Origin of the sequence: Xanthomonas sp. 10-10 (assembly GCF_040182365.1) — a bacterium.
Taxonomy (GTDB): Bacteria; Pseudomonadota; Gammaproteobacteria; order Xanthomonadales; family Xanthomonadaceae; genus Xanthomonas; species Xanthomonas arboricola_F.
The window spans coordinates 2,358,817-2,382,837 of the sequence record NZ_CP144460.1; the positions used below are offsets into that span (position 1 = coordinate 2,358,817).

Here is a 24,021-nt window from a genome sequence, read left to right on the forward strand (position 1 = left end):
TCGACAGGCCCTTGCCCGCCCACTGTCGCGGGACCTTACGCGGCATGGATGCCGCGTAAGAGCTTACAGGGACGTACTTGCAGCGTGTCCCGCGCTGGTGGGCGGGCAAGGGCCCTGCAGCCAGGCTGCAGATCAGCCGCTCTACCCTCTGGACGGCACGCTCACGGGCGGCATATACGCGCTGCTACATGCTTTCTGTATTCCGTGCCTGACGGCCGCAAGCTGATCCAGTTCGCGGTTCAAAGCATCTTGCAAGGCAGTGCAAGCACATACCGGCGCTCGCACGCACTCGCGCTGTCCTCGCCTGGATCAGGGCGACTTCTTGACCTCGGTCACCAAGGTCGGCAATTCCCACGCGCCGCCAGCAGCCACCAGCCGGCATAGGCCGGAGCTGGACTTGGAGGTCTGCACGAAGCGGCGGCCATCCCAGGTCCATGCCGCCTGGCTGTAGCAGTCGCCCAGGCCGCGGCCCTTCTGGGACTCCAGGATGGTGGAGCCATCCAGATCGCTGGCGTGCGTGGTGACCAGGGTCGGCGCGAACGGCGCGCGTGCGTTGACCACCCAGAAGCCGGTGCCGATGTTGTAGGCGCCCATCCAGCAATCGGTCGACACCAGTAGCTTGTCGCTGCTCAGGCGGGTGACGGTCAGCGGTTCGGCGGCATCGCCGGCATCCAGGCCCTTGCATTCTTCATCGGCCGGAAGCGTGGCGCGCAGCGCCTGGTACAGCGCCGGCAAGCTGCCCAGACGAGCGTCGCCCGCCTGCGCTGCTGCCAGCTTGGCCTCGCGCACCTGCGGCACCGGCAATGCCGGCAGCACGCTGGCCTCGTCGCGATCGCCCTTGCGCACCAGTGCGCCGCGCGTGCCCAGCCGGCCCTGGAACTCGTCCATCTTCAGCAGTGTCGCCGCCGCACCGCGATCGGACAGCTGCCAGCGGCGGCCATCGTTGCCGATCGCCACAATCTTGCTGCTGCGGGTCAGTGCCGCCAGCAGTGCGGTGACCTGCGGGCTACTCAGAACGGCGGTGCCGCTCTTGCCATCCAGCGCCAGCTTGCCCAGATCGCGCTGATCGATCTGCAGCTTCAGCGACGCCGGCAGCTTGATCTCGTCGTACTGGCCCAGCATCAGCTCGGCCGTCACCGCCTGGCCGGCACCGGCCTTGCGCGTCAGCAGCACCGATACCGGCAGGTGATCGCCTTCGTCCGGCTGATAGCCGGCGGCGCGGCAGGTGCGGGTGTTGTCGCAGGCGATGGTCCAGTCGTCGTGACTGAAATCGACACCGGTCGCAGGCGCGGCAAGTGCGATTGCGGGGCTACACAGCAAGACTGCGGCAAGCAGGTCGTAACGCATCGTAGTTTCTTCATCGCAGGTCTGGGCCGGCATCTTGCGATGCGCACTGCAGGGCGTCCAGGCGAATCGTCGGCAGGCGGCGACTGCCATTCATGGTGTGCAGGTGCGTCCGGGCACTGCGGTGCATCGGCAGCGCTGCTGCCAATGGACAATGACGCGCGCCGCGGTGCCCGGGGGCGCCCCGGCGACGATGCGCTGGCGGCATCGTCTGGCCGGTCTTCTCTGCCGGCCTGTCGCTCTAAGCGATCACCCCTGCGTCAGCGTCGCCGCGGTGCGCGTGCCGATCGGCGATTCGCGCATCGGCATCCCGAACAGCGGGCGCAGCCAGCGCACGCGTCGGATCAGGTATTCGTGCAACAGCAGGCAACTGGCGACGGTGGCGGCCAACACCAGCACCGGTTCCAGCCACGGCCCCAGCTGCAACGGCGCCAACCAGTACAGCGCCAGGATGATCAGGCTCTGATGCAGGACGTACCAGGGGAGGACGGCCTGGGTGCAGTACGGCAGCCACGCGAACGGGCGGTTCAAGCCATGCCTCGCCCAGCCGAACAGGGTCAGCAGTGCCAGCCAGGTATAGGCTGCGCGCGCCAGCCGCTCGATCACGTCCCAGCGAATTGTCCCCGACATCTCCGACAATTGCGCAGGATCGAGCGATCGGCCCAACTGGCGGATGCTCAGCTCGGTGGCGATCGCCAGCAGGGCGGCGATCAGGGTTGGCCAACGCAGCTGCACGGCCCATGTCCAGAAGCGTGCGTTATTGGCCAGTGCATATCCCAGCACGACTAACGGAAACGACTCGGCATGCACGAACCAGTCGCCGACCAGGGCGTGGGTCGGTGGGTGACGCGGCAGTACCCAGAGCACGCAAACGGCCTCCCACAGAATGGGTGCCAGCAGCAGGGCCGGCAGCGCGATGGCCGCCGGCAACGCCGGCAGACTCGCCGGCAGCTTGCGGCCCAGCGCGAGCATGGCCATCAGTAACCCGGTGTAAGGCAGCAGATAGGCCAGGTACCACAGATGGTTCCAGGTGATGCCGTGTTCCCAGCCATCGAAACTGCCGGCCGGCCACGGCCGGACCTGCCAATAGCGCAGCAGGAAGTTGCCGAAGCCGGGCACGACCTTGCCATTGCTGACGCCCTGGCAGTACGCCTGCACCGCCACCACCACGAACATGCCGAACAGCAGCGGGGGCAGCAGCCGGCCACAACGCCGCCAGGCGAACTGCCACGGGGCACGTTGCGCACGCGCCAGGCCGATCGCGATGCCGGAGATCATGAACAGCAATGGCATCCGCCAGCGGTTGAGCGCGATCATCGGCGGCTGCAGCCACTCGGCGGTGTAGGCACTCTTTAAATGAAAGTCCCAGCCGGCCACGTAGGCCATGCCCACGTGATAGAGGATCAGCAGGGCGAAGGCGAAGACGCGCAGGGCATCGATATCGTGGCGGCGTTCGGTCATGGGGGGCGGCGGTCGAGGAAGTGCACCCATCCTGCCCGCTGACCCCGATGGATAAAGGGGGGCAGGGGGGAGATGCCCCGGCGCGGTGACCAATTGCATCCTCCCAGTGACGAATGGGGCGGCGAGATGACGTTGTCGCGCCATTGCGCAGGACTCTATGATCGGCAGCTGCCAACTGCGGACGCCTGCAATGGAAACCATCGGGCCGCGCCCGCCGACACCTCAGGACGGTGCGGGTCACTTCGCCACGCGCTGGGCTGTGATGATCTGGTCGCTGGTGTTTCACCTGAGCGCATTGGGCAACACGCTGACCGCATGGTTGGCGGGGCGGCGCGATGGCGAGGCGATCGTGCTGTGGCAGTTGCTGAGCTGGGAGCTGAGCAGCGCCACGACGTCGCTGTTGTTGCTGCCGGCGATGTTCTGGCTCTGCGCACGCTGGCCGCTGCATGCCGACGTCTGGCGTCGACGTGTGCCGCTGTACCTGGCTGCTGCGCTGGGCTGGTGGCTGGCGCACGTCGCCGGCATGGTGCTGTTGCGCAAACTGGTCTACGCGCTGGCTGGCAGCCACTACGACTTCGGTGGTTGGCCGCTCCAGTGGTTCTATGAGTTGTCCAAGGATCTGCGCACCTTTGCGATGCTGGTGGCGTTGCAGCACACGCTGGCGTGGTACGCGCGGCGCCGCCAGGGCGAGGCGCATCTGCTTGCGGCACCGGACGAGGGCCCGCCAGAGGAGCCGTTGGACCGACCGGAACGCTTTCTGGTGCGCAAGCTCGGCCGCGACTTTTTGGTCGCCACGGCCGATATCGAATGGATCCAGGCCTCCGGCAACTATGTCAACTTGCGCGTACGCGGCCACGATTACCCGCTGCGCAGCACGATGGCGGCGATCGAAGCCAGGCTGGACCCGGCGGTGTTCGTGCGGATCCATCGTAGCTACCTGGTCAATTTGAGCCAGGTACAGGCGATAGAACCGGTCGATTCCGGCGATGCCCGCGTGCATCTGCACGACGCCACTGTGCTGCCGTGCAGTCGCAGCCATCTGGCAGATCTGCGCGCGCGGGCAGGGCGAGGTACCGCTGCGCCGCAGGGAGAGACGTTGACGGTCTGAGGCCGCTGTGACGCTGTTGGCGGGCGAACTGGCCGACGTCCCTCATCCCGCCATCGCATCGTTGGCACGGTTGCCGCGAGTCGCGCGCGCGCTGTGTCGAGACCGGAATCCTTGCGGTCGAGCGCGGCAGGGACGCGTCGTCTGGACAATCGTCATTCAGCGCACAGTGCCGAGGCGGGCGCGTTCCGCCACCGTCGCCCGCTTGCTAAACTAGCCAGCTTGTTTGCCGGAAATCCGCCATGATCGAAACCAATCCGATCCGCCAGCGCATCACCGATCTCAACGATCGCGTGCTCTCGCTCAGGGGGTATCTTTGACTACGACGCCAAGAAAGAGCGTCTAGAGGAAGTCAGCCGGGAGCTGGAAAGCCCGGACGTGTGGAACGACGCCGAGCGTGCCCAGGCCCTGGGTCGCGAGCGCTCCATGCTGGAAAAGACCGTCATCGGCATCGCCGACGTACTGGCCGGCCTCACCGATGCCGGCGATCTGCTGGAGCTGGCCGACAGCGAGCAGGACGAGGACACTGCCGTTGCGGTGATCGCCGATCTTGACAAATACCAGACCCATGTCGAAAAGCTGGAATTCCAGCGCATGTTCTCCGGCCAGATGGACGGCGCCAACGCATTCGTCGACATCCAGGCCGGCGCCGGTGGTACCGAGGCGCAGGACTGGGCCGAAATCCTGCTGCGCATGTATCTGCGCTGGGCCGAGTCGCGCGGCTGGAAGACCGAGCTGATGGAAGTGTCCGGCGGCGAAGTCGCTGGCATCAAGTCGGCCACCGTGCGCATCGAAGGCGAATATGCCTATGGCTGGCTGAAGACCGAGATCGGCGTGCACCGGCTGGTGCGCAAGTCGCCGTTCGATTCGGACAACCGCCGGCATACCAGTTTCACCTCGGTGTTCGTGTCGCCGGAAGTGGACGACAACATCGAGATCGACATCAACCCGGCCGATCTGCGTACCGACGTGTATCGCTCCTCGGGCGCCGGTGGTCAGCACGTCAACAAGACCGAATCGGCGGTGCGTATCACGCATATCCCGACCAATACCGTGGTCGCCTGCCAGACCGGCCGCAGCCAGCACCAGAACCGCGACAACGCGATGAAGATGCTGGCCGCCAAGCTGTACGAGCTGGAAGTGCAGAAGCGCAATGTCGAGCGCGACGCGCTGGAAGCCACCAAGTCCGACATCGGCTGGGGCAGCCAGATCCGCAACTACGTCCTCGACCAGAGCCGCATCAAGGATCTGCGCACTGGCATCGAACGCAGCGACACGCAGAAAGTGCTGGACGGCGATCTGGACGAATTCGTCGAGGCCAGCCTCAAGGCCGGTCTGGCGGCAGGCTCCAAACGCCTGGACGCCTGACCCCCGCGCGAGGTCGCAGCAGATGCAACGGCCTCGCGCGATGTTACGCAGGCACCGCAGCGCTAACCTGCGCTGCGGCAGCAAAGATCTCAGGCGACCTGCGCGCGACACCGTCAATGTAAGAGAGCCCGGCGCTGCCGGTGTCTCACTCCCCACCGGGCACGCGCCCGACCTCTAGCAGACCGATTCCCGCCATGACCGAGCAGACCCCCGCGCCCCACCTTGCCGTCGACGAGAACAGCCTCATCGCCGAGCGTCGCGCGAAACTGGGCGCGTTGCGCGGCCAGGGCATCGCCTATCCCAACGATTTCGTGCGCGAGCAGTTCGCCGGCGACCTGCAGGCCGAATTCGCCGATGCCGACACCTGGACCCCGGAAGCGCTGGAAGCCAGCGGGCGCACCGTCAAGATGGCCGGCCGGCTGATGGCCAAGCGGGTGATGGGCAAGGCCAGCTTTGCGCAGATCCAGGACGAATCCGGGCGCGTGCAGTTGTTCCTGCAGGGCAACGTGCTGGGCGATGCCTATACCGCGTTCAAGGGCTGGGACGTCGGCGACATTGTGGCGGTGGAGGGCGGGCTGACCCGCACCAAGACCGGCGAACTCTCGGTCAAGGCCAGCGCGCTGCGGCTGCTGACCAAGTCGCTGCGCCCGTTGCCGGACAAGTGGCACGGCCTGTCGGACGTGGAGCAGCGCTATCGCCAACGTTATGTGGATCTGATCGTCACTCCGGAAGCGCGCGAGGTGTTCATCAAGCGCTCCAAGATCATCCGCGCGATGCGCGCGTGGCTGGATGCGCGGCGTTTCCTGGAAGTGGAAACACCGATGATGCATTACATCCCCGGTGGCGCCACCGCCAAGCCGTTCACCACCCACCACAACGCACTGGATCTGGATCTGTACCTGCGCGTGGCGCCGGAGTTGTACCTCAAGCGTCTGGTGGTCGGTGGCCTGGAGCGGGTCTACGAGATCAACCGCAACTTCCGCAACGAGGGCGTGTCGACCCGGCACAACCCCGAATTCACCATGCTCGAGCTCTACGAGGCCTACGCCACGTACCACGAGATCATGGACCTGACCGAGCAGGTGATCCGCGACACCGCGCAGTCGGTGCTGGGCACCACCCAGGTGAGCTGGGATGGCGCCGACATCGATCTGGCGCCGGCTTTCCGGCGCTGGCGCATGGATGAGGCCGTTCGTCACCATAATCCGGAAATCAGCGCCGCCGATTGCACAGACCGCGATGCGCTGCTGGCCCATTGCGAGCGCCTGAAGATCCGCGTCAAGCCGTCCTACGGCTGGGGCAAGTTGCTGCTCGAAATCTTCGAAGCCACCGTCGAACACACTCTGGTGCAGCCGACCTTCATCACCGACCATCCGGTCGAGGTCTCGCCGCTGGCGCGTTCCAGCGACACCGAGCCGGGGTATACCGACCGCTTCGAGCTGTTCATCAACGGCAAGGAGCTGGCCAACGGCTTCTCCGAGCTCAACGACCCCGAAGACCAGGCCGCACGCTTCCAGGCGCAGGTGCAGGCCAAGGACGGCGGCGACGACGAAGCGATGCACTACGACGCCGACTACATCCGTGCGCTGGAGTACGGCATGGCGCCGACCGGTGGCCTGGGTATCGGCATCGACCGCCTGGTGATGCTGCTGACCGGCAGCACATCGATCCGTGACGTCCTGCTGTTTCCCTACATGCGTCCGGAAGCCTGACTTTTTTGTGCGAACCGCGTGCTCACGGCACAGATACTGCATATGCTAGGGCGGAGCTTCGGGCAGCGTCATGTCCGGGGAAGTCGACACAGGGGTCGACGTCACGCTTTTCCGTTCTCGTGATAGAGGAGCAACGGCTATGCAGGATGTTTTAGGGAGTCCGGACGGCATGGTGTCGGCGGATACATGGGGAAGCTGGGCGGGAAAGGCGGATCTGGGATTGAACATCGTCATTGTCGATGACCAGATGTCTGCGCGAACGATGCTGCGCCATGTCATCGAAGACATCGCGCCGGAGCTGAAGGTCTACGACTTCGGCGACCCGCTCGACGCGTTGGCATGGTGCGAAGCTGGGCGCGTGGATCTGTTGCTGCTCGACTACCGCATGCCCGGGATGGATGGCCTGGAGTTCGCACGGCGCCTGCGCCGGCTGCCCAGCCACCGCGATATTCCGATCATCCTGATCACCATCGTCGGCGACGAGCCGATCCGCCAGGCGGCGCTGGAAGCCGGGGTGATCGACTTCCTGGTCAAGCCGATCCGCCCGCGCGAGTTGCGGGCGCGCTGCTCCAATCTATTGCAGCTGCGTCAGCAGAGCGAGAGCGTCAAGCAACGTGCGCTGTCGCTGGAACAGCGCCTGCTGGCCAGCATGAACGAGGTCGAAGAGCGCGAACGCGAGACGCTGTCGCGGCTGGCACGTGCGATCGAATACCGCGATTCGGGCACCAGTGCGTTCCTGGAGCGCATGTCGCATGTGGCCGGCCTGATCGCCGAGCAGCTGGGCCTGTCGGAAGAAGAAGTACGCATCATCGAGATGGCCGCACCGCTGCACGACATGGGCAAGATCGCCATTCCCGATTCGGTGCTGCTCAAGCCGGGCAAGCTCACCGATGACGAGATGAGCATCATGAAACGGCATCCGCGCATCGGCTACGAGCTGCTCAGCGGCAGCCAGAACCGCTTCATCCAGGTCGGTGCCTTGATCGCGCTGCGTCACCACGAGCGCTACGACGGCACCGGGTATCCGGACGGCCTGGTCGGCGAGGCGATTCCGCTGGAAGCGCGCATCGTCGCGGTCGCCGATGTGTTCGACGCCCTGCTGTCGCCGCGTCCATACAAGGAAGCCTGGACGATGGATGCCGCGCTGGCCTATCTCTACGCGCAACGCGGCCGCCTGTTCGACCCGCGCTGCGTGGATGCGCTGCTGCGCGGCCGTGCGCAGCTGGACCAGATCTGCGGCGAATTCTCCACCGCATCGGCGCGACCCGGGGTGTGAGCATGTCAGGCATGCTACGAGAAGTGCGCAACAGGCTCGCGCAGCGTCAGGACAGCGAGCATGGTCAGGCACTGATCCGCATTGCCATGGTGGCGTTGATCCTGGCGTACGAGGTGCTGTTCGCAAGCCGCTGGGCATTGCCGGCCACGCAGCTGGTTTATGTAGTCGGCCTGACGCTGCTTAGCCAGGCACTGGCGTTGGTAATCTTTACCTGGATCGTGCTCAGGCCCCAGCGCTCGCATCCGCGCCGGGTCCTCGGCATGCTGGCCGACTACGGCCTGATGTCGATGGCCATGAGTGCGATCGGCGAACCGATGGCCTGCATCTACGTCGTGGTGATGTGGGTGACCATCGGTAATGGTCTGCGCTTCGGTAACCGCTACCTCTACCTAGCCGTTGCCATGGCGATGGTCAGTTTTGGTGTCACGCTGTTGACCAATGACTATTGGGGACGCAATTTCGGTCTGGGAGTCGGGTTGTGGCTTGGCCTGGCGGCCATTCCGTTGTATCTGTCGGGCCTGCTCAACAAGCTGACCCGCGCAATGGCCGAAGCGCGGCGCGCCAGCGAAGCCAAGAGTCGCTTCCTGGCCAATATGAGCCACGAATTCCGTACTCCGCTCAACGGCCTTTCCGGGATGACCGAGGTCTTGGCAACTACACGCCTGGACGCCGAGCAGCGCGAATGCGTCGGTACCATTCAGGCATCCGCTCGCAGCCTGCTTTCACTGGTCGAGGAAGTGCTCGATATCTCTGCCATCGAAGCCGGCAAGATTCGCGTCGAGCATCGCGACTTCTCACTCAGGGAGGTGATCGCCAATATCGATCTGATCCTGCAGCCGCAAGCCAAGGCGAAGTCGCTTGTCTATGGCGTGGTGATTGCGCCGGACGTTCCCGATTTGTTGAAGGGCGATGCCGGGCACCTGCGACAGATCGTGCTCAATCTGGCCGGCAATGCGGTCAAGTTCACTGACCACGGACACATCGATGTCAACGTCGGAGCGGTCGGGCGTCCTGCCGAGGGTAAAGTGCGGCTGCGTTTCGACATCATCGATACCGGGATCGGTGTGCCGGTCGATATGCAGCCGCGCTTGTTCGAGGCTTTCGAGCAGGCAGACAATGGGCTGGCGCGACGTTTCGAAGGCAGCGGCCTTGGAACCACGATCGCCAAAGGCCTGGTCGAATCAATGAGTGGTCAGATCGGTTTCGAAGAAAATCCCGGCGGCGGCAGCCATTTCTGGTTTGAATTACCGTTCGACTATGCCGTCGAATCCAGTGCATCGGCGCTGCAGCCGATCGGCGGAGTACGCGAGAGTGGAGATGCCGGGAACGTCATCGCCTTCGCCGATCCGTTCCTGCGCCACCGGGCGCGCGTACGTACGTTGCAGATCCTGGTGGCGGATGATCACGCCGCCAACCGGATGGTTCTGCAGCGGCTCCTGCAAAAGGCTGGGCACAAGGTGACCTGCGTCAACGGTGGGGAGCATGTACTGGATACGCTCGCCGAGACCGATTTCGATGTGGCCATCGTCGACTTGCATATGCCGGGTGTCAGTGGCCTGGACCTGTTGAAGCAGTTGCGGGTGATGCAGGCAGGAGCTCAGCCTAAAACGCCGGTCGTCGTATTAAGTGCGGATGTGACGCCGGAAGCGATTCGTAGCTGCGAGCAGGCCGGCGCCTACGCATTCCTTGCCAAGCCGGTGGTTGCGGTGCGGTTGTTGGATACGCTCGCCGAGATTGCAACGCAGAGCAAGTTTCCGCCGCTCGGCCTTGTGTCTGTACGAACCGGATCGGCACCAGATGGCATTCTCGATGTCACCGTGCTCGACGAGCTGGCGTCTCTGGGCATGGGCAAGAACTTCGAGAAGGAGTTCATTCGTCAGTGCTTGAGTGATGCAGAAGCCTGCATCGCCGCAATGTCAGATGATGCCCAGGCGTTGGAATGGGAGCGGCTGCGCGAGCATGCTCATGCAACGAAAGGTGTAGCCAGCAATCTTGGGTTGGTGGTGCTGGCAGAGCAAGGCGGGGAGCTGATGGGCATGTCCGATGCTCAGATCAAGTCCGAATGGCAGATGCGTGTGAATCAGCTTCAGCACAATTTGCAACTGGGTCGCGCCGCGCTGGAATCGCGCGCAAAAGACCGGTTCGAGAAAGATTCGGGCGAAGACGCATCCTGAGCAGAAGCCCGGCAGTATGCCGGGCCTGATTCCCCTTACGGCATGCTGTCATGCTAATCAGGCAATTCCCTTTGCGGCTCTGCGCGTCTGCGCCTTTACCAGCCGATCCATCGTCTTGAGAGACTTGTCTCCCAGTTCCAGTGCGGCTTCCACCCATATCTGCGCGACCGCCAGCAGCTCGTCATGAGTGACCGGGTTGCACACGTGTCTTGCGCGATTCATCGCCAGATACGACTGAGGCGTGCGCTGCTGCTTGGTGATCAACTCATGGGTGGCATGGATGCCTTGCCCGCGAGGTACGAGCATATCCACAACTCCCATGGCGTACATTTCTTCGCTGCTGTAGACGCGCCCCTCAAGAATGATCCGTTCTGCCAATTGGGGCGATACGCGCCTGGACAGAAATGAGTAGGCGCCCATGCCCGGGAACAACCCGAACAAGACTTCAGGCAATCCCAGGCCCACGCCTTCCTCTGCAATGATCGTGTGGCAAGACAGCGCCATCTCCAACCCGCCGCCCAGCGCATCTCCCTGCAGAAGGGCAATGGTTCTGAAATTGCCAGTGAGTCCCTGATGGAACTGGAAGACGCCACTGACGCAACTCTGTGCGTATCGCAATAAGCCGTGTCGGTCGCGTGCGCGAATCATGTGGCCGAATAGATCCAGATCCCCGCCGAGATTGAATGCATTAGCGTCCGAGGCGAGAACGAGGCTGCGCAAACGGCCGGTTTCATGCGTGGGCGTGTCGGTAAGCGTACTCAGGTAGCCGTGCATTTCCGTCATCAACTGCGGGCGGAAGCATGGCCTGATGCCCGTTGCTGCGTCGGCATGCATGAAGAGCCAATGTCCTGCATCCGCATGGCTTGCATGCGTGCGAATCGTGGATTGATTGATTTGAGGCTGTAGTTTTTCGATCATGCTCATGAGCTTTTCTCGAGGAGGTCGCCCGCGGGAGAATGTGGCGCAGCGGGCGGTGCGGGCTCCACAAACGGATCCTACACCGGCGCTATCTGCCTGAACGCAAAGGGCTTTCCCATTGCTGGGAAAGCCCTTCGGTCTGACTCTTTCAGCGGGTTCTGAGTTTCCCGCCAGGGCATGTCTGCAATTATTTGGGTGGCGCATCCCGCAGTTCGCGGCGCAGGATCTTGCCGACGTTGGTTTTCGGCAGTTCCTTGCGGAACTCGATCACTCGCGGCTGCTTGTAGCCGGTCAGGTTGGAGCGACAATGTGCCTTTACGTCGTCGGCGGTGAGGGCAGGGTCCTTCTTCACGATCACGGCCTTGACGATTTCGCCGGATTTTTCATCCGGCACGCCAACCGCTGCCACTTCCAGCACGCCGGGCATTTCGGCGATCACGTCCTCGATCTCGTTCGGGTAGACGTTGAAGCCGGACACCAGAATCATGTCCTTCTTGCGGTCGACGATGTAGACGAAGCCGTGCTCGTCCATTCGCGCGATATCGCCGGTGTGCAGCCAGCCGTCGGCATCCATCACCTTGGCGGTTTCCTCGGGCTTCTTCCAGTAGCCCTTCATCACCTGCGGGCCCTTGATGCACAGCTCGCCGATCTCGCCCAATGGCAGCGCCGCGCCGGCGTCGTCCTTGATGCAGGCATCGGTGGACGGAATCGGCAGGCCGATCGAACCGTTGTAGTCCTTCAGGTCCATCGGGTTGATGCAGGCGGCCGGCGAGGTTTCGGTCAGGCCGTAGGCTTCGACCAGCGTCAGGCCGGTGACCTTTTTCCAGCGTTCGGCGACCGAGCGTTGCACCGCCATGCCGCCGCCCAGGGTCATCTTGAGCGAGGAAAAATCGATCTGGTCGAAACCGGGTGTGTTGAGCAGGCCGTTGAATAGCGTGTTGACGCCGGTAAACGCAGTAAAGCGGGTCTTCTTCAACTCCTTGACGAAGCCGGGCATGTCGCGCGGATTGCTGATCAGGTGATTGCAGCCGCCGATCTTCATGAAGACCAGCCCGTTGGCCGTCAGTGCAAAGATGTGATACAGCGGCAGCGCAGTGATCACCACTTCGGCGCCTTCTTCCAGCTTGCCGGTGCCGGCAAGCCACTGATGCGCCTGCTGCATGTTGGCGACCAGGTTGCGGTGGGTCAGCATCGCGCCCTTGGCCACGCCGGTGGTGCCGCCGGTGTACTGCAAGAACGCGATGTCGTCCGGTTCGATCTGCAGCGTCGGCACGCTGTGCTTGCGGCCCAGCGCCAATGCGTCGCGGAAGCGGATCGCGCCGTTGATGCGGTAGTCGGGCACCAGCTTCTTGATGTATTTGACGACGAAATTGACCAGCGCCGCCTTGGGAAAGCCGAGCATATCGCCCAGCCCGGTGGTGATCACCTGCTTGACCGGGGTGTCGGCAATGACCTGTTGCACGGTGGTGCCGAAGTTGTCGATGACCACCAGCACGCTGGCGCCGGAGTCGATCAGCTGGTGCTTCAGTTCGCGCGGGGTGTAGAGCGGGTTGACGTTGACCACCGTCAGCCCGGCACGCAGGACGCCGAAGGTGGCGATCGGATACTGCAGGCAGTTGGGCATCATCAAGGCGACGCGGTCGCCCTTCTTCAATTGCAGCTCGCCCAGCAGGTAGGCGGCGAATTGTTCGACCAGCTGGTCGGCTTCGCGGTAGGTAATGGTCTTGCCGAAGCTGTGATACGCGGGGCGCTCGGCAAACCGCTTGACCGATGTGGCGAATACCTCGGCCACCGTACGGAACTGCTCCAGATCGATTTCGGCGGCGACGCCGGCCGGATAACTTTGCAACCAAGGACGTGCCTGATTCATCTGCCCCCCTCCAGGGTGTTCTCGACGTGACGCGGTGTGTTCCACGGCACTACAACAACTGGCAGCATACCGTCATGAATGGAAAAGGCGAAGCGTGATGCAGGGCAGTATTCGTTGGTGGCAGTGGGGACTGGTGCTCGCATGGATGGCGCTGCTTGCCGGGTGCGCGCGGCCGGCGCCGGAGCAGCGGTTGCGCCAGACCGTGGCGCAGATGCAGGCGGCGATCGAGGCGCGCGATGTCGGCAAGGCGATGCAGCCGGTAGCGGCTGATTTCGTGGGCGAGCACGGCCTGGATGCCGCCGGCCTGCGCCGCCTGCTGCAACTGCAACTGCTGGGCAACCGCAAGATCGGCGTCACCCTGGGACCGGTGGACGTGCAACTGCAAGGCACAACCGCCACTGCCAGCTTCACCGCGCTGGTCACCGGGGGCGATGGCCGCTGGCTGCCCGAGCAGGCGCAGACCTATCAGCTGACCACCGGTTGGCGTCTGCAGGGCGGCGACTGGCAGCTCTACCACGCGCAGTGGGCGCCGGCAGGCCGGTAGGGCTGGAGGTGAGGGCGGGGCGCTGCGATACACGCTGACGACCCCGCATTCGCGCCTGGCGTGCCTTGCGCATAGGGTGCGGCGATCAGAACTTGCGTCGCGACGATCAGTCACGCCCGTATTCCCGGCGTCGGGTCCGTTTCGTCGTGCAAGCTGGGTTGCGGGTTCGGGCATGGCCGCCACATGGCAGAACGCGAGCAGACGTCGCCATCGTTGCACTACGACGCAGTGCCGCTCCCAAAACGATATTCCCGCCATCAGGCGGGAATGTCGGAGCAACACGTGGATGGCGGAATTACGCCGCCTTGCGTGCAGCCAGTTGACGCAGCACGTACTGCAACAGACCACCGTGCTTGAAGTACTCCACTTCCTTGGGCGTCAGCAGCAGCACCTTGACCTGGAATTGCTTGACGCTGCCGTCGGACTTTCTGGCGTCCACGGTGGCGCGACGGCTGGCGCCGTCCTGCAGGCCGGTGATGTCCAAGACCTCCGAGCCATCCAGACCCAGGGTCTGGGCGTTCTCGTTCTCCAGGAACTGCAGCGGCAGCACGCCCATGCCGACCAGGTTGGAGCGATGGATGCGCTCGAAGCTCTCGGCGATCACCGCCTTGACCCCGAGCAGGTTGGTGCCCTTGGCCGCCCAGTCGCGCGAGGAGCCGGTGCCGTATTCCTTGCCGGCCAGCACCACCAGCGGCACGCCGTCGGCCTTGTACTTCACTGCCGCATCGTAGATCGCCAGCTTTTCCGGCGCCGCGCCGTCTTTTCCGTAATACAGCGTGTTGCCGCCTTCTTCGCCGCCGAACATCAGGTTCTTGATGCGGATGTTGGCGAAGGTGCCGCGCACCATCACGTCGTCGTTGCCACGGCGGCTGCCGTAGCTGTTGAAGTCGGCCGGTTGCACGCCGCGCTCCTGCAGGAAGCGGCCTGCAGGCGAATCCTTCTTGATGTTGCCGGCCGGGGAGATGTGGTCGGTGGTGATCGAGTCGCCGAACAGGCCCATGATGCGCGCGCCGTGCACGTCGTCCACGTTGCCCACCTGCATGGTCATGCCGTCGAAATAGGGCGGGTTCTTGATGTAGGTGGATGCGGCATCCCACTCGTACAGCGCGCCATCGGGCGAGGCGATGGTGTTCCAGCGGCTGTCGCCCTTGAACACGTCGGCGTAGTTCTGCTTGAACATCTCCGGGCCGACGGTGGCGGCGATGGTGTCGCCGATTTCCTTGTTGCTCGGCCAGATGTCGCGCAGATACACCGGCTGCCCGTCGCTACCGGTGCCCAGCGGGTCGGTGGTGAGGTCGATGTCGGTGGTACCGGCGATCGCATACGCCACCACCAGCGGCGGCGAGGCCAGGTAGTTCATCTTCACTTCGGGATGCACGCGGCCTTCGAAATTGCGGTTGCCCGACAACACCGAAGACACCACCAGATCGTCCTTGGCGATCGCCGCAGACACATCGTCCGGCAGCGGGCCGGAGTTGCCAATGCAGGTGGTGCAGCCGTAGCCGACCACGTAGAAACCGAGTTTTTCCAGATCGGCCAGCACCCCGGCCTTGCTCAGGTAATCGGTGACCACGCGCGAGCCCGGCCCGAGCGAGGTCTTCACCCACGGTTGCGCCTTCAGCCCCTTGGCCGCCGCGTTACGCGCAAGCAGGCCGGCGCCCAGCATCACTGCCGGGTTGGAGGTGTTGGTGCAGGAGGTGATGGCCGCAATGACCACCGAGCCATCGCGCAGCTGCCAGCCGGCGCCGCTGTCGTTGGACGCTTCGGCTTGCGAGGCCTTGGCGCCGACCGCGGTGCCGCCACCGCCTTCGTTCTTCAGGCGATCTTCCTGCTTGATGTCGCCCAACCGCTTGCTGCGCGCCTCGGCAAACGGCTTGAGGCTCTCGCGGTAATTGGACTGCATGTCTTCCAGCAGCACGCGGTCCTGCGGACGCTTGGGGCCAGCCAGCGACGGCTTGACCTCGCCCATGTCCAGCTCCAGCGTGGCGCTGTACTGCGCCGGCGGGGTATTTGCGTCGTGCCACAGGCCCTGCGCCTTTGCGTAGGCTTCCACCAGCGCAATCTGCTCCTCGCTGCGGCCGGACAGGCGCAGGTAGGTCAGCGACTCCTCGTCGACCGGGAAGATGCCGCAGGTGGCGCCGTATTCCGGTGCCATGTTGCCGATGGTGGCGCGGTCGGCCAGCGGCAGGTGCTGCAGTCCCTCACCGAAGAACTCGACGAACTTGCCGACCACGCCGGCCTTGCGCAGCATCTGGGTGACGGTCAGCACCAGGTCGGTGGCGGTGGCGCCCTCGGGCAGCTTGCCGCTGAGCTTGAAGCCGACCACCTGCGGAATCAGCATGGACGAGGGCTGCCCCAGCATTGCAGCCTCGGCCTCGATGCCGCCCACGCCCCAGCCCAGTACGCCGATGCCGTTGATCATGGTGGTGTGGCTGTCGGTGCCGAATACGGTGTCCGGATACGCGATCCGGGTACCGTCCTTGTCCGCGCTCATCACCACGCGCGCCAGGTTTTCCAGGTTCACCTGGTGGACGATGCCGGTGTTGGGCGGCACCACCTTGAAGTTTTCGAACGCCTTCTGGCCCCAGCGCAGGAAGCCGTAGCGTTCCTGGTTGCGCTGGAATTCGATCTTGCCGTTGAGGTCGAGCGCATCGGCCGAGCCGAACACATCCACCTGCACCGAGTGGTCGATGACCAGCTCGGAGGGAATCTGCGGGTTGATCTGGTCGGCGTTGCCGCCGAGCTTGACCACGGCATCGCGCATCGCGGCCAGGTCGACCACGCACGGCACGCCGGTGAAGTCCTGCAGCACCACGCGCGCGGGCATGAAGGCGATTTCGATATCGGGCTCTGCCTTGGGGTCCCACTTGGCGACCGCTTCGATATGGTCCTTGCCGACGGTCACGCCGCCGTCTTCGTGCCGGAGCAGATTCTCCAGCAGGATCTTCATCGAGTAGGGCAGGTGGGCGATATCAAAGCGCTCGCCCAGTTTGGGCAGGCTGTAATAATCGTAACGCTTGCCGTGGACCTCGAATGAGGTGCGGGTGGAAAAGGAATCGCTCATGCATCACTCCTATGGCGTCGAAGGCTTTAGGTAGGCCTCCATTCTGAGCGATTCAGTGTGTACGCACGGTGTGTCTGCAACGATCTGCCGGCTTGAGTACGATTCGGAAAGTACGTATGATGCGTGCATACTTTCTGGAGCATGCTCATGGAAGCCACCGTTGCCGAACGCGGACAGATCACGCTGCCCAAGGCCGTGCGCGATGCCCTGGGCCTGACCAAGGGCACCACCCTCAAGATCGAACTCGATGGTGGCCGCATCATCTTGCGTAAAGATGTCAGCGAGGCGCTGCGCAAGGTGCGCGGCAAGTTCAGGCTTGTCGATGGCCTGACCAGCACCGACGAGGCCATGCGCGCCATTCGCGGCCGCGCGCCGGGGGATCCGTTCGACCCATGATCGCCCTGGATTCCTCCGTGCTGCTGGACATTCTCATCGGCGACCCGGTGTATGGCGAGGTGTCGGAAATCTGCATTGGCGATGCACTGGCACGCGACGAGGTGGTGGTCTGCGATGCGGTGGTCGCCGAAGTGCTGGCCATGCTCGACACCCAGGTCGACCTGATGGAAACCCTGGCTTCGATCGGGGTGCGTTACGAAGCCACCCAGGAAGCGGCGGCGGTACGCGCCGGCCATATGAACAAGCGCTTCCGCGCACGCGGCGGCAAGCGCGAGCGGGTGGTGGCGGATTTTCTGATCGGCGCCCACGCGATGCTCCAGTGCGACGGGTTGATCACCCGCGACGAGGGCTTCTTTCGCGACTACTTCAAGGGTTTGAAGATCACCGTCCCCAAGCCCGTTGCCTGATCCACGTCTGACGTTTTTACACATTCACCGCTGTCTTTTTTGGAGAACCCGCATGTTGGAAGCCTATCGCCACCACGTTGCAGAGCGCGCCGCGCTCGGTATCCCGCCGCTGCCGCTGACCGCGCAGCAGACCGCCGAAGTCATCGAGCTGCTGAAGGCTCCGCCGGCGGGCGAAGAACAATTCCTGGTCGAGCTGCTCAGCCAGCGCGTGCCGGCCGGCGTCGACGACGCCGCCAAGGTCAAGGCCTCGTACCTGGCCGCAGTGGCCTTCGGCACCGAAAAGACCGCGCTGATCAGCCCCACGCGTGCGACCGAGCTGCTCGGCACCATGCTGGGCGGCTACAACATCCAGCCGCTGATCGATCTGCTCGACAACGCCGAGCTGGGCGCCCCCGCCGCCGAGGCGCTCAAGCACACCTTGCTGGTGTTCGATGCCTTCCACGACGTGCAGGAAAAGGCCGAAGCCGGCAACGCGCATGCCAAGGCCGTGCTGCAGAGCTGGGCCGAGGCCGAGTGGTTCACCAGCAAGCCGGAAGTGCCGCAGAGCATGACCGTCACCGTGTTCAAGGTGCCCGGCGAGACCAACACCGACGACCTGTCGCCGGCCCCGGATGCGACCACGCGCCCGGACATCCCGCTGCACGCGCTGGCGATGCTGAAGAACGCCCGCGACGGCGCGGCCTTCGTGCCGGAAGAAGACGGCAAGCGTGGCCCGATCCAGGCCATCGCCGACCTCAAGGCCAAGGGCCATCTGGTCGCCTATGTGGGCGATGTGGTCGGTACCGGTTCCTCGCGCAAGTCGGCGACCAACTCGGTGCTGTGGTGGACCGGCGAGGACATTCCGTTCATTCCGAACAAGCGCTTTGGTGGCGTGTGCCTGGGCAGCAAGATCGCCCCGATCTTCTACAACACGATGGAAGACGCCGGTGCATTGCCGATCGAGCTGGACGTGTCGCAGATGGAGCACGGCGATGTGGTCGAGCTGCGTCCGTACGACGGCAAGGCACTGAAGAACGGCCAGGTGATCGCCGAGTTCGCGATGAAGTCGGACGTGCTGTTCGACGAAGTGCGCGCCGGTGGCCGCATTCCGCTGATCGTCGGCCGCGGCCTGACTGCCAAGGCGCGCGAGTTCCTGGGCCTGCCGGCCTCTGACCTGTTCCGCCTGCCGATGGACCCGCCGGACACCGGCAAGGGCTTCTCGCTGGCGCAGAAGATGGTCGGCCGCGCCTGCGGCCTGCCGGAAGGCCAGGGCATGCGCCCGGGCACCTATTGCGAGCCGAAGATGACCTCGGTGGGTTCGCAGGACACCACCGGCCCGATGACCCGCGACGAGCTCAAGGACCTGGCCTGCCTGGGCTTCTCGGCCGACCTGGTGATGCAGTCGTTCTGCCACACCGCCGCCTATCCGAAGCCGGTCGACGTCAAGACCCACCACACTCTGCCGGAATTCATCTCCACCCGTGGCGGCGTGTCGCTGCGTCCGGGCGACGGCGTGATCCACAGCTGGCTCAACCGCATGCTGCTGCCCGACACCGTCGGCACCGGTGGCGACTCGCACACCCGTTTCCCGATCGGCATCTCGTTCCCGGCCGGCTCCGGCCTGGTGGCCTTCGCCGCCGCCACCGGCGTGATGCCGCTGGACATGCCCGAGAGCGTGCTGGTGCGCTTCAAGGGTGAGATGCAGCCCGGCGTGACCCTGCGCGACCTGGTCAATGCGATCCCGCTGTACGCAATCAAGGACGGTCTGCTGACCGTGGCCAAGCAGGGCAAGAAGAACATCTTCTCCGGCCGCATCCTGGAAATCGAAGGCCTGCCGAACCTGAAGGTGGAACAGGCGTTCGAGCTGTCCGACGCCTCGGCCGAGCGTTCGGCGGCCGGCTGCACCGTGCACCTGGACAAGGCGCCGATCATCGAATACCTGACCAGCAACATCACCCTGCTGCGCTGGATGATTGCCGAAGGCTATGCCGATGCGCGCACGCTGGGCCGCCGCATCAAGAAGATGGAAGAGTGGCTGGCCGATCCGCAGCTGCTGCAACCCGATGCCGACGCCGAGTACGCGGCGGTCATCGAGATCGACCTGGCCGACATCCATGAGCCGATCGTGGCATGCCCGAACGACCCGGACGACGTCAAGACGCTGTCCGAGGTTGCCGGTGCGGCGATCGACGAAGTGTTCATCGGTTCGTGCATGACCAACATCGGCCACTTCCGTGCTGCCGCCAAGCTGCTGGAAGGCAAGCGCGACATCCCGACCCGCCTGTGGGTCGCGCCGCCGACCAAGATGGACGCCTCCGAGCTGACCAAGGAAGGCCATTACGGCACCTTCGGCGCGGCCGGTGCGCGCATGGAAATGCCCGGCTGCTCGCTGTGCATGGGCAACCAGGCGCAGGCACGCGAGGGCGCCACGGTGTTCTCCACCTCCACGCGTAACTTCCCCAACCGTCTGGGCCGCAACACCAACGTGTATTTGGGTTCGGCGGAACTGGCGGCGATCTGCTCGCGTCTGGGTCGCATCCCGACCAAGGACGAGTACATGGCCGATGTGGGCGTGATCAAGACCAGTGGCGACCAGATCTACCGCTACATGAACTTCGATCAGATCCAGGAATATCAGGACGTGGCGGATACCGTCGCGGCCTGATCCGGCAGGCAACTGACTGGTAGGAAGAAATGCCCGGCACTGCCGGGCATTTCGCTTTTCGAGCGATGACTTCGAGTTGTCGTCACGATGGCGGGCGTTAAAGCAAATACCAGCTGACTGGCATGGCGCATTGCAACAAAAATCTGAAGTGGAGGGGTCTAGAGTCCGCCGCTTCCCACTCACGTTCGATGCCGATGCCCTCTTGCACGATCGCAGGTCACACACTCCACTACACGCAGCACGGTCAAGGGTTTCCGATTCTGCTCGGCCACAGCTACCTGTGGGACGCAGCGATGTGGGAGCCGCAGATCCAGGCGCTTTCGCAGCACTACCAGGTGATCGTCCCGGAACTGTGGGGGCACGGGCAATCGGGCGCATTGCCGCAAGGCACCCAGGCAATCGATGATCTTGCCCGGCAGATGCTTGGCCTGCTGGACGCACTGGAGCTGCCGCAGTGTGCGGTGGTGGGCCTGTCGGTGGGTGGCATGTGGGGCGCCGAGCTCGCCCTGATGGCGCCGAAGCGCGTGCGTAGCCTGGTGTTGATGGACACCTTCCTGGGCGCGGAGCCGCAGGCCACGCGTACGCGCTACTTTGGAATGCTGGATGCGATCGAGGTGGCGGGGCAGGTAACGCCTGCGCTGATCGACGCGATCGTGCCGATCTTCTTCCGTCCCGGCATCGATCTGACCTCGGCGTTGCCGGCTGCGTTTGCGCAGCGCCTGGCGGCGATGACGGCCGAGCAGCTGCGCACCTCCATGGTGCCGTTGGGGCGGCTGATCTTCGGGCGTGCGGATCGCCTGGAGGCGATGTCCGCGCTGGATCCGGCCAATACCTTCCTGCTCGGTGGCGACGCAGATGTTGCGCGGCCGCCGGAAGAGTTGTGGATGATGGCCGAGGCGATCTGCTGCGATTACGAGCTGGTGCCCGATGCCGGGCATATCGCATCGCTGGAGAATCCGGCCTTCGTCAACGCGCAGTTGCTGGGTTGGTTGAAGCGGACGGTGGGTGAGACCGAGGTGGAGCTGAGGCGTGCGGGATGAGGGCAATGGCCTCGGCTGACGTGGAATGAGGTACGTGGTTTCGTCTCAACTCCTGCCTTCTTTACTGACAGGAGAGGGGCTTGAAGCGCAGCAGTTGCCGCGACGATATTTCCTTCTCCCATCGGGAGGAGGTGCCCGAAGGGCGGATGAGGGGACGTGCGCTGCAGGATGTGTGGGTGGCCATACCCTCACCTCAACCCCTCTCCCGCAGTAGAGGGCTCGAAGCGCTCCCCGCAGGGGGAGGGCGCATTATTTGCCACGCGATGGACTTTCCTTCCTGGCTGGAAGGGAGCTCCCAGCTGTGGTCGTTCGGCAGTTGCGTTGTCAGGGTTGCGCGCCCAGCCAGGCTTCCAGTGCCGGGGCCGGGAGGGGCCGCGAGAACAGGTAGCCCTGCAGGACTTCGCAGCCCAGGTCGGCCAGGAACAGACGCTGGGCTTCGTTTTCGACGCCCTCGGCGACGACGTGCTTGCGCAGGTGCTCGCCGATGCGCAGCACCGAGGTGGTGAGCGCGCGCGCGTCTTCGCTGTGTTCGATATCGCGGACGAAGCTCATGTCCAGTTTGAGCTCGTCGATCGGCAGGCGATGCAGATGGCTCAGGCTGGAATAGCCGGTGCCGAAGTCGTCCAGCGATAACGAGATGCCGGCTTCGCGGATGGCGTGCAGGTTTTCCAGCACGCCCGGCTGGCCGGACAGCATTACGCTTTCGGTCAGTTCCAGGGTCAGGTCGGAGGCTTGCACGCCGGTGTCGGCGATCAACTGAAGCAGGTCGGGAAGCATGCGCGGGCTTTCGAAGCCGCTGGCCGACAGATTGACCGATACGCGCGTGACCGGCACGCCGCGCAGACGCCAGTCGGCCACCTGCTCGCAGGCCCGTCGCAGCACCCAGGCGTTGAGCTGCGGCATCATGCCTTGCTCTTCGGCGACAGGCAGAAACCGTGCCGGCGAAATCGCGCCCAGTTGCGGATGATTCCAGCGCAGCAACGCTTCCACGCCGTACAGCGCGTGCGGTGCTGCGCTATGCATTTGCGGCTGGTAGTGCAGCTGCAGTTGGTCGCGGCCGATGGCCTGACGCAGCTCCGCTTCCAGCGCCACGCGCTCCTGCGCCATGCGATTCATGTCGGAGCTGAAGAAACGGAAGCGTCCGCCGCCTTCCTTCTTGGCGCGATTCATCGCCAGATCGGCGTGCCGCAGCAGGATGTTGATGTCGCGTCCGTCTTCGGGAAACATCGCCACGCCGATACTGGCCGACGGATGCACGGTCATGTGGCCCACCGACAGCGGGCCGGCGATGCTGCCCAACAGGCGCTCGGCCGCGGCGCTGGCCTGTTCGGCGCTGCATTGCGGCAGGGCCAGTGCGAACTCGTCGCCGGCCACGCGTGCCAGCATGGCGGTGGCGGTGAGCTGTTCGCCGATGCGCAGCGCGATGTCGCGCAGCAGGCCGTCGCCGGCAGAATGGCCCTGGCTGTCGTTGATCAGCTTGAAGCGGTCGATGTTGATGAACATCAGCGCGGCCGGTTCGGCGGCGTATTCGGCCTGGGTCAGCGCCTGCTCGGCGCGCGCGCTGAACATGATGCGGTTGGGCAGGCCGGTCAGCGCGTCGTAGAACGCAAGTTGATGCACGCGCTGACGGATCTGCTCGCGCTCCAGCGCCAGCGTGCACAGCTGTTGGCATAGCTCGGTCAGCCGCACATGCCAGGCGTCGGCACGCTGGGGTTTGCGGTAATACAGCGCAAAGGTGCCAAGCACGCGCGAGCTGTTGGAGCGGATCGGCGTGCTCCAGCAGGCGCGCAGACCCATCGGGATGAGCAGCTCGCGGTAGGGGGCGAACAGCGGGTCGGTGGCGATGTCTTCCACCATCACCGCACGGCCACGCCAGGCAGCGGTGCCGCAGGCACCTGCACCGGGCGCGATCTTCAGGCCGTTGACGGCATCGGCGTATTCGGGCGGCAGGCCGGGTGCGGCCAGCGAGTGCAGGCAGCCCTGGTTGTCGGCGCTCATGACCGTGGCCAACACTTCCGGTGCGATGCGTTCGACCTCGCTGCAGATCAGCGTCATCACCTCGATCAGCGGGCGCTCCTGCACCAGCGCTTCCAGCACGCGGTGCTGCAGCACCTCGTGCATCTTGGTGTCGGTGATGTCGGTCAGCACCGCCACGTAATGCGATGGGTTATGCCGGGCGTCGTAGATCGGGTTGAAGTTGAGCGAGATCCACAACGGCGAGCCGTCCTTGCGATAGACCAGCAGGTCGGCACGGGTCTGCTGCAGGGCATCGGCGCGATCGCGGATGCGCGCAACCTCGCTCTGGTCGCTCTGCGCGCGGGTCAACACATCCGACGGGCGCTGGCCGACCAGTTCGGCTTCGGTGTAGCCGAACATGCGCTGGAAGCCATCGTTGGCGTAGAGCAGGCGCGATTGCAGATCGCAGATGAGGATGGCGCTGCTGCTGCCGTCCAGCGCTTCGGCCAGCAGGCGCGAACGGCGGTCGTCGGGCGCTTCGCCGGGCTTGGCCATGCCGGCGGTGAGCGGGCCGGGCCTGACCGGCCCGGCCGTGCGCGCATCCTCGAATGCGCTGACCGACGAAGTGTCGCCGACCAGGTCCGCCGTCGCCCACGCATCCGTCGCCGTGCTCGGGACGGGGTCCGGCGCACCGGTGTGCTGCGGCGGATCGGTCGGATGCGGGGGCGGGACGCGCATGGGC

At 64.5% G+C, this 24,021-nt stretch carries 16 protein-coding genes; 10 read left to right on the forward strand and 6 right to left on the reverse strand.

What is annotated here, in order from left to right; genetic code table 11:
* Positions 1–309: 309 nt before the first annotated feature.
* Together VZ068_RS10035 and VZ068_RS10040 are read right to left on the reverse strand one after the other, a co-directional pair.
* On the reverse strand, positions 310–1,347 hold the full coding sequence (locus tag VZ068_RS10035; protein WP_349657541.1) for a DUF1176 domain-containing protein: 1,038 nt from the start codon (positions 1,345–1,347) through the stop codon (positions 310–312).
* A 246-nt stretch (positions 1,348–1,593) separates the two neighbouring features.
* Complete coding sequence (locus VZ068_RS10040) at positions 1,594–2,805, reverse strand: acyltransferase family protein (RefSeq protein WP_349657542.1); 1,212 nt, start codon at positions 2,803–2,805, stop codon at positions 1,594–1,596.
* A gap of 157 nt (positions 2,806–2,962) precedes the next feature.
* Between VZ068_RS10040 and VZ068_RS10045 the strand changes: the two genes are divergently transcribed.
* The 5 genes from VZ068_RS10045 to VZ068_RS10065 all read left to right on the forward strand — a co-directional run bounded on the left by VZ068_RS10045 (position 2,963) and on the right by VZ068_RS10065 (position 10,440).
* Positions 2,963–3,913, forward strand: a complete 951-nt coding sequence (locus VZ068_RS10045; protein WP_349657543.1) for a LytTR family DNA-binding domain-containing protein — start codon at positions 2,963–2,965, stop codon at positions 3,911–3,913.
* Between the two features lie 239 nt (positions 3,914–4,152).
* Positions 4,153–5,278 (forward strand): peptide chain release factor 2 gene (prfB, locus tag VZ068_RS10050; RefSeq protein ID WP_104611297.1). Its coding sequence is split into 2 segments (ribosomal slippage): positions 4,153–4,227 and positions 4,229–5,278, totalling 1,125 coding nucleotides; the frame shifts between segments, so codons are not numbered across the junction.
* A gap of 194 nt (positions 5,279–5,472) precedes the next feature.
* Positions 5,473–6,990, forward strand: coding sequence for a lysine--tRNA ligase (gene lysS, locus VZ068_RS10055; RefSeq protein WP_349657544.1), 1,518 nt, complete (start codon positions 5,473–5,475; stop codon positions 6,988–6,990).
* Positions 6,991–7,129: 139 nt separating this feature from the next.
* A complete protein-coding gene (locus VZ068_RS10060; RefSeq protein ID WP_349657545.1) occupies positions 7,130–8,266 on the forward strand; it encodes a two-component system response regulator in 1,137 nt (378 codons plus the stop codon).
* A gap of 2 nt (positions 8,267–8,268) precedes the next feature.
* Positions 8,269–10,440, forward strand: a complete 2,172-nt coding sequence (locus VZ068_RS10065; protein ID WP_349657546.1) for an ATP-binding protein — start codon at positions 8,269–8,271, stop codon at positions 10,438–10,440.
* Positions 10,441–10,497: 57 nt separating this feature from the next.
* On the opposite strand, the gene VZ068_RS10070 is transcribed toward VZ068_RS10065, so the two are convergent.
* Complete coding sequence (locus tag VZ068_RS10070) at positions 10,498–11,364, reverse strand: crotonase/enoyl-CoA hydratase family protein (protein ID WP_259164158.1); 867 nt, start codon at positions 11,362–11,364, stop codon at positions 10,498–10,500.
* A gap of 181 nt (positions 11,365–11,545) precedes the next feature.
* Positions 11,546–13,228, reverse strand: coding sequence for a long-chain fatty acid--CoA ligase (locus VZ068_RS10075; RefSeq protein WP_349657547.1), 1,683 nt, complete (start codon positions 13,226–13,228; stop codon positions 11,546–11,548).
* Positions 13,229–13,325: 97 nt separating this feature from the next.
* On the opposite strand from VZ068_RS10075, the gene VZ068_RS10080 reads away from it, so the two are divergent.
* Positions 13,326–13,772, forward strand: a complete 447-nt coding sequence (locus tag VZ068_RS10080; RefSeq protein WP_349657548.1) for a nuclear transport factor 2 family protein — start codon at positions 13,326–13,328, stop codon at positions 13,770–13,772.
* A 295-nt stretch (positions 13,773–14,067) separates the two neighbouring features.
* Here the strand turns inward: VZ068_RS10080 and acnA are convergent, their stop codons facing one another.
* Positions 14,068–16,836 (reverse strand): aconitate hydratase AcnA, encoded by a 2,769-nt coding sequence (gene acnA, locus VZ068_RS10085; RefSeq protein ID WP_349657549.1) that lies wholly within the window; start codon positions 16,834–16,836, stop codon positions 14,068–14,070.
* Positions 16,837–16,983: 147 nt separating this feature from the next.
* Between acnA and VZ068_RS10090 the strand changes: the two genes are divergently transcribed.
* The 4 genes from VZ068_RS10090 (at position 16,984) to VZ068_RS10105 (ending at position 21,323) form a co-directional block, all read left to right on the forward strand.
* Positions 16,984–17,232 (forward strand): AbrB/MazE/SpoVT family DNA-binding domain-containing protein, encoded by a 249-nt coding sequence (locus VZ068_RS10090; RefSeq protein WP_104535509.1) that lies wholly within the window; start codon positions 16,984–16,986, stop codon positions 17,230–17,232.
* Positions 17,229–17,639, forward strand: a complete 411-nt coding sequence (locus VZ068_RS10095; RefSeq protein ID WP_011259444.1) for a type II toxin-antitoxin system VapC family toxin — start codon at positions 17,229–17,231, stop codon at positions 17,637–17,639. Before VZ068_RS10090 ends, VZ068_RS10095 begins: the two co-directional genes overlap by 4 nt.
* Positions 17,640–17,691: 52 nt before the next feature.
* Positions 17,692–20,283, forward strand: coding sequence for a bifunctional aconitate hydratase 2/2-methylisocitrate dehydratase (gene acnB, locus VZ068_RS10100; RefSeq protein WP_349657550.1), 2,592 nt, complete (start codon positions 17,692–17,694; stop codon positions 20,281–20,283).
* Between the two features lie 194 nt (positions 20,284–20,477).
* Positions 20,478–21,323: an alpha/beta fold hydrolase gene (locus VZ068_RS10105; protein WP_349657551.1), complete on the forward strand. Its 846-nt coding sequence runs from the start codon at positions 20,478–20,480 to the stop codon at positions 21,321–21,323.
* A gap of 324 nt (positions 21,324–21,647) precedes the next feature.
* Here the strand turns inward: VZ068_RS10105 and VZ068_RS10110 are convergent, their stop codons facing one another.
* Positions 21,648–24,017 carry an EAL domain-containing protein gene (locus tag VZ068_RS10110; RefSeq protein WP_349657552.1) on the reverse strand — a complete coding sequence of 790 codons (2,370 nt, stop codon included), beginning with the start codon at positions 24,015–24,017 and terminating at the stop codon, positions 21,648–21,650.
* Positions 24,018–24,021: the final 4 nt, after the last annotated feature.

What these genes read in the sequence shown, in the direction of transcription:
- VZ068_RS10035 (WP_349657541.1), bottom strand. Translation starts at nt 1,347, where the DNA reads ATGCGTTACGACCTGCTTGCCGCAGTCTTGCTGTGTAGCCCCGCAATC.
- VZ068_RS10040 (WP_349657542.1), bottom strand. Translation starts at nt 2,805, where the DNA reads ATGACCGAACGCCGCCACGATATCGATGCCCTGCGCGTCTTCGCCTTC.
- VZ068_RS10045 (WP_349657543.1), top strand. Translation starts at nt 2,963, where the DNA reads ATGATCGGCAGCTGCCAACTGCGGACGCCTGCAATGGAAACCATCGGG.
- lysS (WP_349657544.1), top strand. Translation starts at nt 5,473, where the DNA reads ATGACCGAGCAGACCCCCGCGCCCCACCTTGCCGTCGACGAGAACAGC.
- VZ068_RS10060 (WP_349657545.1), top strand. Translation starts at nt 7,130, where the DNA reads ATGCAGGATGTTTTAGGGAGTCCGGACGGCATGGTGTCGGCGGATACA.
- VZ068_RS10065 (WP_349657546.1), top strand. Translation starts at nt 8,269, where the DNA reads ATGTCAGGCATGCTACGAGAAGTGCGCAACAGGCTCGCGCAGCGTCAG.
- VZ068_RS10070 (WP_259164158.1), bottom strand. Translation starts at nt 11,364, where the DNA reads ATGAGCATGATCGAAAAACTACAGCCTCAAATCAATCAATCCACGATT.
- VZ068_RS10075 (WP_349657547.1), bottom strand. Translation starts at nt 13,228, where the DNA reads ATGAATCAGGCACGTCCTTGGTTGCAAAGTTATCCGGCCGGCGTCGCC.
- VZ068_RS10080 (WP_349657548.1), top strand. Translation starts at nt 13,326, where the DNA reads ATGCAGGGCAGTATTCGTTGGTGGCAGTGGGGACTGGTGCTCGCATGG.
- acnA (WP_349657549.1), bottom strand. Translation starts at nt 16,836, where the DNA reads ATGAGCGATTCCTTTTCCACCCGCACCTCATTCGAGGTCCACGGCAAG.
- VZ068_RS10090 (WP_104535509.1), top strand. Translation starts at nt 16,984, where the DNA reads ATGGAAGCCACCGTTGCCGAACGCGGACAGATCACGCTGCCCAAGGCC.
- VZ068_RS10095 (WP_011259444.1), top strand. Translation starts at nt 17,229, where the DNA reads ATGATCGCCCTGGATTCCTCCGTGCTGCTGGACATTCTCATCGGCGAC.
- acnB (WP_349657550.1), top strand. Translation starts at nt 17,692, where the DNA reads ATGTTGGAAGCCTATCGCCACCACGTTGCAGAGCGCGCCGCGCTCGGT.
- VZ068_RS10105 (WP_349657551.1), top strand. Translation starts at nt 20,478, where the DNA reads ATGCCCTCTTGCACGATCGCAGGTCACACACTCCACTACACGCAGCAC.
- VZ068_RS10110 (WP_349657552.1), bottom strand. Translation starts at nt 24,017, where the DNA reads ATGCGCGTCCCGCCCCCGCATCCGACCGATCCGCCGCAGCACACCGGT.